Annotated in this window: 13 protein-coding genes and 1 other RNA gene; 6 read left to right on the top strand and 8 right to left on the bottom strand. The window is 69.1% G+C overall.

What is annotated here, in order from left to right; genetic code table 11:
- Positions 1-79 precede the first annotated feature (79 nt).
- On the bottom strand, positions 80-1,468 hold the full coding sequence (gene murD, locus KHC19_RS18745) for a UDP-N-acetylmuramoyl-L-alanine--D-glutamate ligase (protein ID WP_213354285.1): 1,389 nt from the start codon (positions 1,466-1,468) through the stop codon (positions 80-82).
- A 128-nt stretch (positions 1,469-1,596) separates the two neighbouring features.
- Between murD and KHC19_RS18740 the strand changes: the two genes are divergently transcribed.
- A complete protein-coding gene (locus tag KHC19_RS18740) occupies positions 1,597-2,499 on the top strand; it encodes an MBL fold metallo-hydrolase (protein WP_213354283.1) in 903 nt (300 codons plus the stop codon).
- A 132-nt stretch (positions 2,500-2,631) separates the two neighbouring features.
- Here KHC19_RS18740 and mraY read toward each other — a convergent pair whose 3' ends face one another.
- The 6 genes from mraY to rsmH all read right to left on the bottom strand — a co-directional run bounded on the left by mraY (position 2,632) and on the right by rsmH (position 10,309).
- A complete protein-coding gene (mraY, locus tag KHC19_RS18735; RefSeq protein WP_213354281.1) occupies positions 2,632-3,717 on the bottom strand; it encodes a phospho-N-acetylmuramoyl-pentapeptide-transferase in 1,086 nt (361 codons plus the stop codon).
- A 4-nt stretch (positions 3,718-3,721) separates the two neighbouring features.
- Positions 3,722-5,173 (bottom strand): UDP-N-acetylmuramoylalanyl-D-glutamyl-2,6-diaminopimelate--D-alanyl-D-alanine ligase, encoded by a 1,452-nt coding sequence (locus KHC19_RS18730; protein WP_213354279.1) that lies wholly within the window; start codon positions 5,171-5,173, stop codon positions 3,722-3,724.
- Positions 5,174-5,175: 2 nt separating this feature from the next.
- Positions 5,176-6,678, bottom strand: coding sequence for a UDP-N-acetylmuramoyl-L-alanyl-D-glutamate--2,6-diaminopimelate ligase (locus KHC19_RS18725; RefSeq protein WP_213354277.1), 1,503 nt, complete (start codon positions 6,676-6,678; stop codon positions 5,176-5,178).
- 124 nt (positions 6,679-6,802) lie between these two features.
- A complete protein-coding gene (locus KHC19_RS18720; RefSeq protein WP_213355122.1) occupies positions 6,803-8,584 on the bottom strand; it encodes a peptidoglycan D,D-transpeptidase FtsI family protein in 1,782 nt (593 codons plus the stop codon).
- Between the two features lie 87 nt (positions 8,585-8,671).
- Positions 8,672-9,262, bottom strand: coding sequence for a cell division protein FtsL (gene ftsL, locus KHC19_RS18715; RefSeq protein WP_246549162.1), 591 nt, complete (start codon positions 9,260-9,262; stop codon positions 8,672-8,674).
- Positions 9,263-9,274: 12 nt separating this feature from the next.
- Positions 9,275-10,309: a 16S rRNA (cytosine(1402)-N(4))-methyltransferase RsmH gene (rsmH, locus tag KHC19_RS18710; protein WP_213355120.1), complete on the bottom strand. Its 1,035-nt coding sequence runs from the start codon at positions 10,307-10,309 to the stop codon at positions 9,275-9,277.
- A 257-nt stretch (positions 10,310-10,566) separates the two neighbouring features.
- On the opposite strand from rsmH, the gene KHC19_RS18705 reads away from it, so the two are divergent.
- The 5 genes from KHC19_RS18705 to KHC19_RS18685 all read left to right on the top strand — a co-directional run bounded on the left by KHC19_RS18705 (position 10,567) and on the right by KHC19_RS18685 (position 14,224).
- Complete coding sequence (locus KHC19_RS18705) at positions 10,567-11,355, top strand: N-acetylmuramoyl-L-alanine amidase (RefSeq protein WP_213354275.1); 789 nt, start codon at positions 10,567-10,569, stop codon at positions 11,353-11,355.
- A 38-nt stretch (positions 11,356-11,393) separates the two neighbouring features.
- Positions 11,394-12,080, top strand: a complete 687-nt coding sequence (locus tag KHC19_RS18700; protein WP_246549160.1) for a lytic transglycosylase domain-containing protein — start codon at positions 11,394-11,396, stop codon at positions 12,078-12,080.
- Between the two features lie 85 nt (positions 12,081-12,165).
- Positions 12,166-12,552: RNase P RNA component class A (gene rnpB, locus KHC19_RS18695), an RNA gene on the top strand.
- A 59-nt stretch (positions 12,553-12,611) separates the two neighbouring features.
- Positions 12,612-13,397 carry a 4-hydroxy-tetrahydrodipicolinate reductase gene (gene dapB / locus KHC19_RS18690; protein WP_213354273.1) on the top strand — a complete coding sequence of 262 codons (786 nt, stop codon included), beginning with the start codon at positions 12,612-12,614 and terminating at the stop codon, positions 13,395-13,397.
- A 53-nt stretch (positions 13,398-13,450) separates the two neighbouring features.
- Positions 13,451-14,224, top strand: coding sequence for a hypothetical protein (locus KHC19_RS18685; protein ID WP_213354271.1), 774 nt, complete (start codon positions 13,451-13,453; stop codon positions 14,222-14,224).
- Positions 14,225-14,246: 22 nt separating this feature from the next.
- Here KHC19_RS18685 and KHC19_RS18680 read toward each other — a convergent pair whose 3' ends face one another.
- Positions 14,247-15,491 carry an extensin-like domain-containing protein gene (locus KHC19_RS18680; RefSeq protein ID WP_213354270.1) on the bottom strand — a complete coding sequence of 415 codons (1,245 nt, stop codon included), beginning with the start codon at positions 15,489-15,491 and terminating at the stop codon, positions 14,247-14,249.
- Positions 15,492-15,754 lie beyond the last annotated feature (263 nt).

Here is a 15,754-nt window from a genome sequence, read left to right as displayed (position 1 = left end):
ACGGAAATCTGCGCGCCCGACAGCCACAGGCGCCGAAATCCAACGAAAGAATGAATGGCGAGGAGGATATCGCGCCGGATCAGCCCGACGGCAGCGCCCGCACCAGCGTGCGGAAGCGGTCGCCGCGCACCTCGAAATTCGGGAACTGGTCGAAGCTGGCGCAGGCCGGCGACAGCAGCACCACCGGATGGCCCGCATCCGACGCCGTGGCGTCGCGGGCGGCGGCCGGTATCGCGTTCTCCAGCGTGCCGCACATCTCGAACGGTACCGCGTCGCCGAGCGTCGCCGCGAATTCCGCGGCCGCCTCGCCGATGAGATAGGCCTTGCGCACGCGGGAAAACAGCGGGCGGAGCGGCTCGATGCCGCCGGCCTTCGGCTTGCCACCGAGGATCCAGTAGATGTCCTCGAAGCTGAGCAGCGCCCGCTCCGCCGCATCGGCATTGGTTGCCTTGGAATCGTTGACGAACAACACCTTGCCGAGGGTCCGCACCTCCTCCATGCGATGGGCGAGGCCGGGGAAGCTCTTCAGCCCGGCGACGATCACCTCCGGCGCCAGCCCCAGCGCCCGCGCGGCGGCAAAGGCGGCGGCGGCGTTCTGCGCATTGTGGGCGCCGCGCAGCGAGCCGATGCCGGCGAGCGGCACGGTGAAGACGGTCCGCCCGCCCTCGCGCACCGTGAGCGTGTCGCCATCGCGGCAGATGCCGTCGTCGAGCGCGTGCAGCACGGAGAGGCGCACCAGCGTGCGGCCGGCGGCTTCCAGCCGGTCGGCGATGGCGCGGCTCCACTCGTCGTCGACGCCCACCACCGCCGTGCCGCCCGGCTCCACGCCAGCGACGAGCCGTTCCTTCACCGCCGCGTAATGCGCCATGTCGCCATGGCGGTCGAGATGATCGGGGGAGAGGTTCAGCAGGATACCGACGCTGGCATCGAGTGTCGGGGAGAGGTCGATCTGGTAGGAGGAGCACTCGACCACATGCACCCGCCCGGGCGCCGGCGGATCGAGCGACAGGATCGCCGGACCGAAATTGCCGCCGATCTGCGCATCCCGGCCGCTCGCCTTGAACAGATGGTTGATCAGCGCCGTGGTGGTCGACTTGCCGTTGGTGCCGGTGATCGCCACCATCGGCGCGCCCGGCGCATGTGCTCGCCGCTCGCGCACGAACAGCTCGATGTCGCCGATCACCTCGACGCCGGCGGCCTTCGCCAGCTCGACGCTCCAATGCGGCTTGGGATGGGTCAGCGGCACGCCGGGCGCCAGCACCAGCGCGTCCACCGTCCCCCATTCCAGCGCCCGGAGGTCGCCGGTCGGGATGTCCTCGTCGTCCGCCGCCTCGACCGAGGCGATGGCATCGTCCCAGGCGATGACATCGGCGCCGCCGGCAATCAACGCGTGGGCGGTGGCGCGGCCGGAACCGCCGAGACCGAACAGCGCGACGCGGCGGTCGCGGAAGGTAGTGACGGGAATCATGGCAGGCGGGACCTCGGATGGGCGGAATCTTGGGACGGCGGGCACCCGGATCGGGCATCTCTGGCTAGCGCATTTCCGCGCCGGATGGAAAGATCGCGCCGTCCGCCGCCACCGCGAGAATCCCGCTTATGCCCGCTTCCCGCCCGACCCTGCTCCCGCTCGGCTCCACCCTGCGGGTGCTGCGCCCCCACCCGCATCTCTATGCCTTCTATGACGGGCGGATCGACGGCGCGCGGGCGCATTCGGCGGCCCCCAACTGGCTCGACGACGGCGCCTATGCGCTGGGCGTCTGCGTCTATGCGGTGGTCGACGGGTCCGAGGCCCTTCTCTACGACACCCATATCTCGCTCACCCATGCGCGGCTGATGCGCCGCACACTGGAGGAGGCCGGCGTCACCTCGATCCGCGTGGTGCTGAGCCACTGGCACGACGATCACGTCGCCGGCAACGAGGTGTTTGCCGATTGCGAGATCATCGCCCTCGAGGCGACCGAAAAGGCCCTCGTCGCCCATCGCGCGGCGCTGGAGGGCGGCGAACCGCCGATCCGGCCGCTCGTCATGCCCAACCGCATCATCGCCGGCCCCGCCGTGCTGACGGTCGGGCGGCTGCAGGTGAAGCTGGAGCCGGCGGAGATCCACAGCCATGACGGGCTGATCCTGCTGCTGCCCGAGCTCGGCCTCATGCTGGCCGGCGACACGCTGGAGGAGCCGATCACCTATGTCGCCGAGCCGGAGCGGCTCGCCGTCCATGTCGGCGAGCTCGAACGCATCAAGGCGTGGGGCTATCCGCGCATCCTGCCGAACCACGGCGCGCCGGACATCATCGCCGCCGGCGGCTACGGCGAGGGGCTGATCGACGCGACCATCCGCTATGTGAAGAAGCTGCTGCGGCTTCACGTCGACATGGCGCTGGCCGACCAGGACCTCTCCACCTTCATCGCCGGCGACCTCGCCGACGGCGTGCTCGGCTATTTCGCCCCCTATGAGCAGGTGCACGCCGACAATGTGAAGAAGGTGCTGGCGGTGCGCTGAACGCCCGCGTGCTTCGAGGCCGCCTGCGGCGGCACCCCGGCATGAGGATGGACGGCTTTGATCCCCGGGAACCGCCTCATCCTGGGGTGCGAGCGCTAGCGAGCCTCGAAGGATGCTCGCGTCGAGCACCCCTCACCGCAGCTTCAGCGTCGAGAGCCCGATCAGCGCCAGCACCACCGCGATGATCCAGAAGCGGATCACGATCTGCGGCTCGGTCCAGCCCAGTTGCTCGAAATGATGGTGGATCGGCGCCATCTTGAACACGCGCTTGCCAGTGAGCTTGAACGAGATCACCTGCACGATCACCGACACCGCCTCCAGCACGAACAGCCCACCGATCACGGCGAGCACGATCTCGTGCTTGGTGGCCACCGCAATGGTGCCAAGCAGCCCGCCCAGCGCCAGCGAGCCGGTGTCGCCCATGAAGATCTGCGCCGGCGGGGCGTTGAACCACAGGAAGCCGATGCCGGCGCCGATCAGCGCGCCGCAGATCACCGCCAGTTCGCCGACGCCGGCGACATAGTGGATCTGCAGGTAGTCGGCGAACAGCACGTTGCCCGAGAGATAGGAGATCAGTCCGAAGCTGCCGGCCGCCACCATCACCGGGACGATGGCGAGGCCGTCGAGGCCGTCGGTGAGGTTCACCGCATTGCCGGCCGCGACGACGACGAAGGCGCCGAAGATGACGAAGAACCAGGACAGGTCGATCAGCAGGTCCTTGAAGAACGGGAAGGCCAGCGAGGAGGACAGCGGCTCGCGGCCGACATGCATGATCACCACCGCCGCGATGCCGCCGATCAGGAATTCGAGGGCAAGGCGGGCCCGGCCAGACAGGCCGGCATGGGTCTGCTTGGTCACCTTGAGATAATCGTCATAGAAGCCGATCAGCCCGAAGCTGATGGTGACGAACAGCACCACCCAGACATAGGGATTGGCGAGATTGGCCCAGAGCAGCGTCGCCACCATCAGCCCGGAGAAGATCATCAGCCCGCCCATGGTGGGCGTGCCCTTCTTGGTGAGCAGATGCGACTGCGGCCCGTCGGTGCGGATCGGCTGGCCCTTGCCCTGCTTCAGCCGCAGCAGCGCGATGATCGCCGGCCCGAACATGAACACGAACAGCAGCGCGGTGATGATCGCCCCGCCGGTGCGGAAGGTGATGTAGCGGAACACGTTGAGCGCCGGGACGCTCTCCTGGAACTGGGCCAGCCATTGAAGCATCGGTTCACCCTTCCGCCGAGGCGTCGTCTTGAACAGGAAAGCGCTCGGCGAGCGCACGCACCAGCGGCCCCATGCGGCTGCCGTTCGATCCTTTGACCATGAGCACGTCGCCGCCGCGCAGCCGTTCGGCGAGCAGCGGCAGCAGCGTCGCGGCATCGGGGGCCCAGGCGCCGCGCCGGTTCTCCGGCAGCGCCTCGTGCAGCGCCCGCATCAGTGGCCCGGCGGAGAAGACGAGATCCGCCCGTCCCGCCTCGGGAGCGAGGCCGCGATGGAGCTCCTCGCCGGTGGGCCCGAGTTCCAGCATGTCGCCGAGCACCGCGATGCGGCGCCCGCGCCCTTCGACCGGGGTGCCGGCCAGCACGGCCAGGGCGGCGCGCATCGAGGCCGGGTTGGCGTTGTAGCTCTCGTCGATCAGCAGCGCCGCGCCACCCTTGACGGCCAGCGCGGTGCGCACGCCCCGCCCCGGCGGCGGGCCGAGCGAGGCGAGCGCCAGCCCGGCGAGGCAGAGATCGGCGCCGGCCAGCTTGGCCGCCGCCAGCACCGCGAGGGCGTTCTGCACGATATGGCGGCCGGGCAGGCCGATCTTGAAGCTCACCGTCTCGCCGAGGATGTCGGCAAGCGCCGTCGAGCTCTGCGGCTGCAGCGCGACGCTGAGCAGGCGGGCCTGTGCCGCCACCGACTGGCCGAAGCCGATGATCGTCCCGATCCCGGCGGCACGCGCCGCTGCCGCCAACCGGTCGAAATGCGGATTGTCGCGGTTCAGCACCACCGCCCCGCCCGGCTCGACCCCGGTGAAGATCTCCGCCTTGGCGTCGGCGATGGCCTCGACATTGGGAAACTGGGCGATATGCACCGGCTCGACGGTGGTGATGACCGCCACATGCGGGCGCACCATCGCCGAAAGCGGCGCGATCTCGCCCGGATGGTTCATGCCCAGCTCGAACACGCCATAGGCGACGCTCGCCGGCAGCCGGGCGAGCGACAGCGGCACACCCCAGTGATTATTGTAGGAGGCGGCGGAAGCATGGGTCGGCCCGTCGGCGCCGAGGGCCAGCAGCAGCGCCTCCTTGGTCGTGGTCTTGCCGACCGAGCCGGTGACGGCGACGATGCGCGCGCCCGAGCGGGCCCGCGCCGCTCGGCCGGCATCTTCCAGCGCCTTCAGCACGTCCTCGACGACCAGCGCCGGCATGTCAGCCGGCAACTCGCCGAGCCTGGCCGCTGCCACCACGCACAGGGCGGCGCCGCGCCCGGCGGCAGCGGCGGCGAAGTCATGGCCGTCGCGCTCGCCGGTGATGGCGAAGAAGGCGTCCCCCGGCTGCAGCGTCCGCGAATCGATCGAGACGCCGCCTATCGCGGCGTCGGGGGCGACGCCGCGCAGCGTGCCGCCGGTCGCCTGCGCCAGTGCCAGCGGCGTCCATAGCGGCGCCCCGTCGACGCCTTTGCCCTGCCCGTCCATGACTACCCCCCAAAATTGCCGAGCGCCGCCCGGGCAACCTCGCGGTCGGAGAACGGCAAGGTGCGGTCGCCCACGATTTGGCCGGTTTCGTGACCCTTGCCGGCGATCAGCACCACGTCCCCAGCTTCGGCCATGCCGATGGCCGCCGCGATCGCCTCGGCGCGGTCGCCGATCTCGCGGGCGCCCGGGGCCGCGGCGAGAATGGCGGCGCGGATGGTCGCCGGGTCTTCGCTGCGCGGGTTGTCGTCGGTGACGATGACCACGTCCGCCTTCTCCGCGGCGATGGCTCCCATCAGCGGCCGCTTGCCCTTGTCGCGGTCGCCGCCGCAGCCGAACACGGCGATGAGCCGGCCTGTCGCATAGGGCCGGAGGGCGTCGAGCGCATTGGCCAGCGCGTCCGGCTTGTGGGCGTAGTCGACGAAGACGCCGGCGGTGCCGGCGGACGATGCCTTGGTACCGACCAGTTCCAGGCGGCCGGGCACGCCTTCCAGCCGCTCCAGCGGAGCGAGCGCCTCCTCGACGGCGCTGCCGGTGGCGGCGACCAGCCCGGCGGCCACCAGCGCGTTGGCCACCTGGAAGGCCCCGACCAGCGGCAGGCGGAGCTGGCGCCGCACGCCGTCCGCCTCCACCTCGATCACCTGCCCCAGCCCGTCGTCGCGGCGCGACAGCAGCGCGATGCCGGCGCCGGAGGTGCCGATGCCGATCACGTCCAGCCCGCTATCGGCGGCGATCTGCGCCACATGGCTGCCCTCGGTGCTGTCGACCCACACCGCCGCGCCGCCGCCGCGCGGAACGAGATGGTGGAACAGCCGCAGCTTGGCCTCGAGATAGGCCTCCATGGTCGGATGATAGTCGAGATGGTCGCGCGAGAGATTGGTGAAGCCGCCGGCCGCGAGCCGCACCCCGTCCAGGCGGTGCTGGTCGAGCCCGTGCGAGGAGGCCTCCAGGCACAGATGCGTCACCCCCTCGCTCGCCAGATGGTCCAGCGTGCGGTGCAGGGCGATCGGATCGGGCGTGGTGAGCGCACCGTACACCTCACCGGACGGCGCGACGACGCCGAGCGTGCCGAGGCTGGCGCTCGCATGGCCGAGGCTCTGCCAGATCTGCCGGGTGAAGGCAGCCACCGAGGTCTTGCCCGAGGTACCCGTTATAGCTGCAATGGTTGCCGGCTGGTGGGGAAACGCGTTCGCCGCCGCGAGCGCCACCGCCCGGCGCGCATTGCCGACCCGCACATAGGAGACGTCGGGCGGCAGTTCGGAAGGCCTTTCCGTCTCGCCGACCACGGCCGCCGCACCCCGCGAAACCGCTTCCCGCGCAAAGGCCATGCCGTCCGCCTTGGCGCCGGCGAGCGCGAAGAACACGTCGCCGCAGCGTGCCTTGCGGCTGTCGAGCACCGGCTCGGCCACGTCCATCATCGGATCGGCGGCGTCGTAGTCGGCATCCTCGCCGACCAGCGTTCCAAGTGTGCGGATCCGGGGCGAGGGCGAATGGGGAAGATCAGTCATGCTCGTTGTCCCGAATGACTGCGCCTAAACCAGCGGCGGAGCCGGCCCGCCCGGTCGACCGCGCCCCGCTCGGTGCCATAGCCGATTTCGCACCCGTCACGCATGGGAAATCGGCCCGTCCCCATCACTGCACCTGCGCCACCCTGTTGGAGGAGAGGATGCTCTCGACCGGCGGCACTTCCTTGCGCGGCATGATCCCGAGCAGCGGGGCGACGCGCTGGATGATGCGCGCCGTCGTCGGCGCAGCGTTCCAGCCGGCCGTCGCATAGCCATAGGTGCCTTCCACCGCCTGCGGCTCATCGAGCATCACCAGCATCAGATATTGCGGGTCGTCCATGGGGAAGGCGGAGATGAAGGAGGTGAGCAGCCGCGTCTTGGAGTAGCGCCCGTTGATCACCTTCTCGGCGGTGCCGGTCTTGCCGCCGACATAATAGCCGGGGCTGTCGGCCTTCTTCGCCGAGCCCTTCTCGGCGTTGAGCCGCATGAGATAGCGCATCTTGGTGCTGGTCTCGGGCTTGATCACCCGGGTGGCGATCTGCGCGGCCTCTTCCGGCGTGCGCTTGAGGAAGGTCGGCGGAATCAGCCAGCCACCGTTCACCAGCGCATTCTCTGCCATCAGCACCTGGATCGGCGCCACGGCGAGGCCATGGCCGAAGGCGATGGTCGCGGTATTGAGGTCGCCCCAGCGCTTCGGCACCAGCGGCGCCGCGCTTTCCGGCAGCTCGGTGCGCAGCCGGTCGAGCTGGCCCATCTTCTTCAGGAAAGCCTTGTGGGCGTCGACGCCGAGCGTCAGCGCCATGCGCGCCGTGCCGATATTGGACGAGACGAGGAACACCTCCGGCAGCGTCAGCACGCGGTTTTCGGCGTGATAATCGTGGATCTTGAATCGCCCGAACGACAGCGCCCCGCGCGCATCCAGCGTTGAGTTGAGGTTGAACTTGCCGCTGTCGAGCGCCATGGCGAAGGTCAGGGCCTTGAAGGTCGACCCCATCTCGAACACGCCGGTCGAGAGGCGGTTCAGCGCCTTGGGATCCAGCGCCTTGGCCGGATCATTGGCATCGAAATCCGGCAGCGACGCCATGGCGATGACTTCGCCGGTGCGCACGTCGGTGATCACGCCGGCCGCCGCCTTGGCCTTGAACTTCAGGAAGGCGGCGTTCAGTTCGTCGCGCAATACGTGCTGTACCCGCAGGTCGATGGAGAGTTCCACCGGCTCCTGCTGGCGATCGGTGGCGAAGCCGGCGAGGTGCAGTTCCGACAGCCCACGGCTGTCGATCCACTTCTCCAGGCCGGCAATGCCCTGATTGTCGATATTGACCGAGCCGAGCGCATGCGCGGCAAGATTGCCGCCCGGATAGATGCGCCGGTTCTCGGTCATGAAGCCGATGCCGGGCAGGCCGAGATTGTAGATCTCGCGCTGCTGCATCGGGGTGATGTCGCGCTTCAGCCAGACGAAGCCGCGCTTGCTGTCCAGGCGCTGGCGCATTTCATCGGTGTTCAGATCAGGCAGCACGGCGGAGAGCGCCTCGACCGCCTCATCGACGTCGATCAGGCGCTTGGGCTCGCCGAACAGCGAGGCCGATCTCACATCGGTGGCGAGGATGCGGCCATTGCGGTCGAGAATGTCGGGGCGGGCGGAAGCCACCGCATCCGAGGCCATGCCGCGCCGACTGAGCGCACCGTCCGGCGAGGAGGCGAACATGGCGAGACGCCCGCCAATGGCGATATAAACGGTGCCGAACACCAGCATGCACAGGATGATGCGCGCGCGGGCGACGGCGTGCGCCTCGGGCCGACCGCGCCGCGCCGCACTGCGTACCACGCCGATCAGGGCCCGCAGCGCGCGGCCCGGCAGCCGGAACAGCCACGCCGGGAGCGCGGCCAGCCTCGGCTTCGAAAGCCGCATTCGCGCCAGGCGCAACGCGGGCAGCCGGAGTTTGGGGAAGCGCAGCTTGGAAAGGCCGGACGCGAACACCAGACGACCTCCACTGGATTACTGGCCGACCGCTGCCGGCGGCAGCAGCGGCATCGGCGACATCATCGGGGCCGTCGCCATCGGGCGGGCGGACGGCGGGGGAAGCGGCGAGCCCAGCACCCGCGCGCCGGCCGGCGCCAGGGCCCCGGCCGCAGGGACGGCGGAGAGCGGCAGCGGCGCATTGGGACGCGGTGCGGCCGCCACCGGCGGCGCCGACGCCCGCACCGCCGGCTTGGGCGTCGCGGGCTTGGCCTGGCTCGCCGGAATCGCCGCGCCGGTCGGGCTGTCGACCAGCGCCTCGATCATGCCGCCCAGCGCATCCCCGGCCTGATCAGACTTGGAAGGCAGGCTGGCCAGCATATCCATGCGGGTAACGTCGAGCGGCTGCATGTCGAGGTGATGCTCGGCCAGCGACTGGATGCGGTCGGGAGCGGTACGCCGCGCCCACTCGGCATTCAACGTGGCGATGCGATCGCGCTCCCAGCGGATCTCGTCGCGCAGCTTGGCAATCTTCTGCGCTTCGAAGGCCGAGGAATATTTGACGTGATAGACCGCGCCCGCCGCCGCCAGCAGCGCGATCACCGAGACAAGATTGAGGATGCGGAACATGTATCTCGGTCCTCAGTGCGGGCGGTGGCGGGCGTCGAAATCGGGAAGCGGAGGCAGCAGGGCATCGAGGTCGCTCGCATCATGCGCGGGCACCTCGGTGCGCGACGCGGCCCGGAGCTTGGCGGAGCGCGCCCGCGGATTGGCGCGGCTCTCGGCCTCGGTCGGCTCCACCGCCCCCCTCGCGACGAGGCGAAAGCTCGGCGGGAGGCTCTCCACCGCCGGCAGGTGGCGCGAGCCGGCCGCCGGCTTGGCGCGGGCATTGAGGAAATTCTTCACGATCCGGTCTTCCAGCGAATGGAAGGTGACGACCACCAGCCGACCTCCAGGCTTGAGAACGCGCTCGGCCGCCGCCAGGGCGCGGGCGAGTTCGCCGAGTTCGTCATTCACCGCGATGCGCAGCGCCTGAAAGCTGCGGGTCGCCGGATGCGGCTCGTGCGGCTTCGAGCGCACCACCTTGGCGATGATGTCGGCGAGTTGCAGTGTGCGGACGATCGGCGCCTCTTCCCGCGCCCTGACGATGGCACGGGCGATCCCGCGCGACTGGCGCTCCTCGCCGAAGCGGTAGATCAGATTGGCGAGCTCCGCCTCGGGCAGGCGAGCGACATAGTCCGCCGCCGACGGCCCCTCCCCCGACATCCGCATGTCGAGCGGCCCGTCGCGGCGGAAGGAAAAGCCGCGCTCGCCCTCGTCGAGCTGCATGGACGAAACGCCGATGTCGAGCACGACCCCATCGACCTGCGGCGCACCGAGCATGGCCGCGACCTGGTCGAGATTGCCGAAGCGATCCTGCGTCACCGCCAGCCGGCCGGGATAGGCCAGCACTAGCGGCGCGCTCGCCGCCACCGCGGTCGGGTCGCGGTCGATGGCGATCACCCGGCAATCGGCCGCATCGAGGATCGCACGGCTATAGCCGCCGGCACCGAAGGTACCGTCGACATGAACCTCGCCGTCCTTGGGCGAAAGATGCGCCAGCACCTCGGCGAGCAGCACCGGAATATGGCGCTCCGCGGCGTCCGGTCCCGTGTCGGAAGGTCGGGAGGGCGGCATCATGCGTCTCCGGCCGGCCGTCGATCGCCCATGCCGCCCCGCGCGCATGCGCCGACGCGGCCCGGCCGCACAGGCCGGATCGTCGCGGCGAGGCTGGAGGCAAGCAGGTTCAGACATGCAACACTATGGAACATCGGCAGGACGCTGATCGGGACTGCGACGCGACGCGCCGAATCCCCCGGTTTCGATCCGCGATTAACGCTCTCTGAACCTTAAGAATCGGTTGAACCGGCCGCAGGAGCTGGTTAGCTCGCTGCATGGACACCGCCCCGACCTTCCCCGCCGACTCCCCGCTGGCCGCCGAGGTGCTGGCCTCGCCCAATCATGGAGAGCGTCTCGGCGTCGTGGTCCCGGACATGCTGGTGCTGCATTACACTGGCATGCAGAGTGCCGATGAGGCGGTGGCGTGGCTGCGCTCGCCCGAGCGGGGCGTGTCCTGCCACTATGTGGTGCATGAAGACGGGCGCATCGTGCAGCTGGTGCCGGAATCCCGCCGGGCCTGGCATGCCGGTGCCTCCTCATGGGCCGGCGCAACCGACATCAACTCGCTGTCGGTCGGCATCGAGATCGTCAATCCCGGCCATGATTTCGGCTATCCGCCCTTCCACCCTCGCCAGATCGAGGCGGTGACGGCGCTGGCCAAGGACATCGTCACCCGCCTCGCCATCCCCGCGACCCGCGTGCTCGCGCATTCCGACGTCGCGCCGCTGCGCAAGCAGGACCCCGGCGAGAAATTCCCTTGGGAGATCCTGCATCGCGCCGGCATCGGCCATCTGGTCGAGGAGGAGCCGATCAGCGATGGCCGCTATTTCATGCGCGGTGAATCGGGCCAGCCCATCGAGGCGCTGCAGGCCATGCTGGGCTTCTACGGCTACGAGATACCCCTCACCGGCATCTATTGCGACAGGACCGAAGCCGTCGTGCGCGCCTTCCAGCGCCATTTCCGGCGACAGCGTGTCGATGGTGTGGCGGATGTCTCCACACTTGCCACGCTATACGCCCTCTGCACCTCGCGACCGGATGCCTCCGCAACGGCAGACGGCTGAAATTTCGACCCTATCATCACACCGCACGGGACATGATCTTGCCCGGGAGTACCCCGTCGCGACACGATCATGCGCTTTCGTTGCCCATCGGCCACAGCCGCGACGATGAGCTGGCGAGTGCCCAGCTATTTCCCAATTCGTGGACAATTGAAGCCTCATTGGAAACAGATTTTCCATCGCATTTCCCGGTCTCCTTCATCGACCTGGAAAGACTGATATCGCGAATGGCCCGTCATAGTCTCACGTTGCGTACGGCATTTTTCACTCTATTAGCCTTCACCTCCGGCATAAACATTGCCACCGCCCGCCCGATCACTGATTTGAAAAGCTTTGACGAGGCGCCTAGTTTCAATTCATCCTTCGTCGCCCTCGTGGATCGCGAAGCCCGGGCCAACGGTATTCCAATCGCTCTTGCCCGCGCCGTCGTGCGCATCGAGAGCAACTGGAATCCCGGCGTCACCGGAAGCGCCGGCGAAGTGGGCCTCATGCAGATCAAGCATCCCACGGCGCGCGCCATGGGCTACCAGGGCACCCGCAAGGCCCTCTACGATCCCGAGACCAACGTAAAATGGGGCATGCGCTACCTTGCCGGCGCCTATCGGCTCGCCGGCGGCGACACCTGCGGCACGGTGATGCGGTACCAGGGCGGACACGGCGCCACCCGCATGTCGAGCATCGCCGTCAGCTATTGCAGCAAGGCCCGCACCATCATGGCATCGAACTGAGGACGGCGGTGCGCATGCCTGCCGGGCGGTTCCGGTTGTGCGTCGAGCCTTGACGGGCGTGCGCGTCTCCCCCATTGCTCCCTCGCCAGCCGGCCGGGCGGCCGCGTCGTCCGCAAGGGCGCCGAGGAAAGTCCGGGCTCCACGAAGACACGGTGCCGGATAACGTCCGGCGGGGGCGACCCCAGGGAAAGTGCCACAGAAATCAAACCGCCGCGGATGCGTCCGCGGCAAGGGTGAAACGGTGGGGTAAGAGCCCACCGCGCGGCCGGCAACGGAAGCGGCACGGCAAACCCCACCGGGAGCAAAGTCGTATAGGGGTGGCACGAGGCCGGTTCGCCGGTCTCAGGTCCGTCTTCGGATCGCCGCCCGGGTTGACTGCTAGAGGCGCCGAGCAATCGGCGTCCCAGAGGAATGGCCGCCACGCGGGAGCGATCCCGCCTTACAGAACCCGGCTTACAGGCCGGCTGGCACTTTCCCCGCTGCGGCGCGGGGTGTATTCGGCAGGAATCTGAGCTGTTCGGAGTTCTCCGCATGCCCGTCAGGATCCTGCTCGCCGGCGCGACCGGCTGGGTCGGCCGCGCCCTTGCGCCGGCCATCGCCGCCACCGCCGATCTCGCACTCGTGGCCGGCGTCTCCCGTTCCGCCGCCGGCACGGCGATCGGTGACGCCCCCGTCTTCGCCTCCATCGAGGAGGCGCTCGCCGTCCCCTCCGACGTGCTGATCGACTACACCAAGCCGAATGTGGTGAAGGCGAATGCGGCCGCCGCCATCGCCGCCGGCCGGCATGTGGTCATAGGCACCTCCGGGCTCGGTGCGGACGACTATGCCGAGCTCGACGCCCTGGCGCGGGCGAAAGGGGTCGGCGTGCTGGCGGCCGGCAACTTCTCCATCACCGCCACGCTGCTGAAGCGCTTCACGCTGGAAGCCGCCAAATACGTCTCCGACGTCGAGATCATCGACTACGCCTCGGCCGGCAAGCCGGATGCCCCGTCCGGCACCGCCCGCGAGCTCGCCGAAACCCTGGCCGGGGTGCGCCGCCCCGCCACCAGCCGGCCGATCGAGGAGGTGAGCGGCGTGCCCGCCACCCGCGGCGGCAGCTTCGGCGAGGGCGCGACCCGCGTGCAGGTGCATGCGCTGCGGCTGCCCTCCTTCGTGCTGGGCGTCGAGACCATCTTCGGCGCCCCGGACGAGCGGCTCACCATCCGCCACGATGCCGGCTCCTCGGCCGCCCCCTATGTGGCGGGCACCCTGCTGGCGGCCAGGAAGGTCGCCGGCTGGACCGGGGTGAGGCGCGGCCTCGACACGCTGCTGGACTGAACCGCGGTGAGGCGCGCCGCCCCATCAGACTTTGTACCCGGAACAGGCGACAGATGAGCGCGAACCCGGCGCCGGCAAGGCTCGACATGTTCGGCGTCGTCGAGCATGTGCAGGGCGGCGAGCCATGGGGTGCCGTGCTGGACGCCGGGACCGGCGTGCGCTCGGCACGCTGGATCAGTACACTGCCCTCCTCCCGATGGACCGCCGTCAGCGCCGATGCCGAGCATCTGCGGCTGGCCGGGGACGCGGTGGTGGCCCGGCGGCCGCAGGACCGATTGGTGCTCGGCAACTGGCAGGATCCGGCGCTCCTCGCCGGCGAAAGCCACGATACCGTGCTGGCCGAGTATCTTCTCGGCGCCGTGGAGAGCTACGCGCCGTATTTCCAGAGCGATCTTTTCGCACGGCTACGCCCGCTCGTGGGACGGCGCATCTATGTCATCGGCGTCGATCCCTACGTCGTCGCGCCCGCCGACGACGCACCCGGGGCGCTTGTGCAAGCCATCGGCCGGCTGCGCGACGCCTGCGCCCTGCTGGCCGGCGTGACGCCCTACCGCGAATACCCGGCGGAATGGGTGATGCAGCGGCTGGAACAGGTCGGATTGCGGATCACCTTCGCCCGCCGCTTTCCCAACAGCTACGACATGGCCTGGGTGAATCGACAGCTGGAGGACAGCCGGCGGCTCGCCGGGCTGATCGACGACCGCCTCACCGCCGAGGCGCTAGCAGCCCGCATCATTCGTCTGCACGAGCGAGCCGAGGGGTTATTGGCCGCATCCGGGGGGCTTTCCCACGGCCACGACTACGTCATCGCCGCCGTTCCCGCGTGAGCCGGCCGATGGTGACGGAGCGTCAGTCTTCGCCGGAAATGGCGGGTGGCGGCGGGATCGGCGTCGCGATCTGCCGTTCCGGCGCATAGGCGCGCTTGGTCGGCGAGATCGAGCCTGTCGCCGTCGGGTCGAGCCCGAACCAGCGCATCACCATCGGTATGCCGGCCGGCGGCAGCGGCACGCCATCCGGGCGGGACGGCGGCGCGGCCGGAGCCGGATAGGCCGGAGCCGCCTGGGCAGGATAGGCCTGAGCCGGATAGGTCGGCGCCGGGTAGGCTTGGGCCGGCCGGGTTTGGGCGGGATAGTTGTTTGGCGGGGGATAGGGCTGGGCCGGCGCGCCATAGGGCTGGATCGGCGCGGGATAGCCCGGTTGGGCAAGCGGCTGCGGCGCTCCCGGGCCGGGATAGGACGCCGAGGGCTGCGACGCGGGCGGCTGCGGCGACAGCACCATCGGCTCGCCCGCCGGCATGTCCATCTCCTCCGATTCCGGTGCCGAACCGGGCGCCGCGGCCGGCGGCGGATAGGAGGCCGGGCTGGCTTGCGGCGGCACCGCCGCCATGGGCGGAGCCTTGTAGACCGGCAGATTCGGCGGGGTCGGCATCACCGGCGCCGGCTTGCAGGTCGAGCGGCCGGAGGCGCTGCGCATCAGGTCCACATGGATGTGGTCGTAGTGATAGATGTTGGAGCCGGGCGCCAGCACCACGGTGAAGCGCTGGCAGGCGGTGGCCTGCACCGTGCGCAGGAAGCCGCGCTCGTCCTCCCGGCCTTTCCAGCCGGTCTTCACCAGTATTTCCCGGCCATCGGCAAGTACAAAGCCACCGACATCGAAGCCGTTGCCGAAGGCATGCTCGGAAACCTTGCCGGTCGCCGCGCCGTTCATGTTGCGGCAGGAATAGGACGACATCTGCTTGATCTTGGCGACCGGCTGGCCGAACCACGCATAGGCGGCCGGCTGGATGTCCTCGGCGACCCAGCGATCGAGCGAGGCGGTCATCGGGCAGGCCAGCGTCGCCTTGGGCGCCACCTCGACCGTACTCTGGTTCAAGCCACTGATCTTGAAGGGATGATCCATCCCGCACGTGCCGGCGCCGTTGATGGCGCGCATGGGCACGATGGTGGCGGAAGGCTTCACCGAGCCTTCCGCCAGACACCGTTCTTCAGCCTCCGAGCGCCAGGGTTCCCGCCGTTCGAACGGCGAGAACTTGCAAGCGGAGAGCCCCAGAAGGACGAGCGGGGCTACGATAAACCAGGATACGCCGCGCGTCATGACGGCAAGCTAGGACGGGTTTGGTTGACAGCGCGTTAAGCATGACCGGGACATGCAAAGAAAAACCCGGCGGCCTCGATCATTTTCAATTCGTTAAGAGAAGGGTTTCGCAAATATTAATTTCGGGAGCGCGCATTCCATCTTGGCGGGGCCGTCCGAGCACGCCCTCCCCTCTGTCCGATGGGGTGTCCGATGGGAACGGCTTCGGGGCGTTTTGTCCGATGGGTGCGGGGTGGGTGCGCAAACGCCGAGGGCGCCCTTCC

The organism is Ancylobacter oerskovii, assembly GCF_018390555.1.
GTDB lineage: Bacteria > Pseudomonadota > Alphaproteobacteria > Rhizobiales > Xanthobacteraceae > Ancylobacter > Ancylobacter oerskovii.
Note: the sequence above shows the minus strand (reverse complement) of the source record. Positions and strands in the feature narration are given on the sequence as shown.

What these genes read in the sequence shown, in the direction of transcription:
- murD (WP_213354285.1), bottom strand. Translation starts at nt 1,468, where the DNA reads ATGATTCCCGTCACTACCTTCCGCGACCGCCGCGTCGCGCTGTTCGGT.
- KHC19_RS18740 (WP_213354283.1), top strand. Translation starts at nt 1,597, where the DNA reads ATGCCCGCTTCCCGCCCGACCCTGCTCCCGCTCGGCTCCACCCTGCGG.
- mraY (WP_213354281.1), bottom strand. Translation starts at nt 3,717, where the DNA reads ATGCTTCAATGGCTGGCCCAGTTCCAGGAGAGCGTCCCGGCGCTCAAC.
- KHC19_RS18730 (WP_213354279.1), bottom strand. Translation starts at nt 5,173, where the DNA reads ATGGACGGGCAGGGCAAAGGCGTCGACGGGGCGCCGCTATGGACGCCG.
- KHC19_RS18725 (WP_213354277.1), bottom strand. Translation starts at nt 6,678, where the DNA reads ATGACTGATCTTCCCCATTCGCCCTCGCCCCGGATCCGCACACTTGGA.
- KHC19_RS18720 (WP_213355122.1), bottom strand. Translation starts at nt 8,584, where the DNA reads ATGCGGCTTTCGAAGCCGAGGCTGGCCGCGCTCCCGGCGTGGCTGTTC.
- ftsL (WP_246549162.1), bottom strand. Translation starts at nt 9,262, where the DNA reads ATGTTCCGCATCCTCAATCTTGTCTCGGTGATCGCGCTGCTGGCGGCG.
- rsmH (WP_213355120.1), bottom strand. Translation starts at nt 10,309, where the DNA reads ATGCCGCCCTCCCGACCTTCCGACACGGGACCGGACGCCGCGGAGCGC.
- KHC19_RS18705 (WP_213354275.1), top strand. Translation starts at nt 10,567, where the DNA reads ATGGACACCGCCCCGACCTTCCCCGCCGACTCCCCGCTGGCCGCCGAG.
- dapB (WP_213354273.1), top strand. Translation starts at nt 12,612, where the DNA reads ATGCCCGTCAGGATCCTGCTCGCCGGCGCGACCGGCTGGGTCGGCCGC.
- KHC19_RS18685 (WP_213354271.1), top strand. Translation starts at nt 13,451, where the DNA reads ATGAGCGCGAACCCGGCGCCGGCAAGGCTCGACATGTTCGGCGTCGTC.
- KHC19_RS18680 (WP_213354270.1), bottom strand. Translation starts at nt 15,491, where the DNA reads ATGACGCGCGGCGTATCCTGGTTTATCGTAGCCCCGCTCGTCCTTCTG.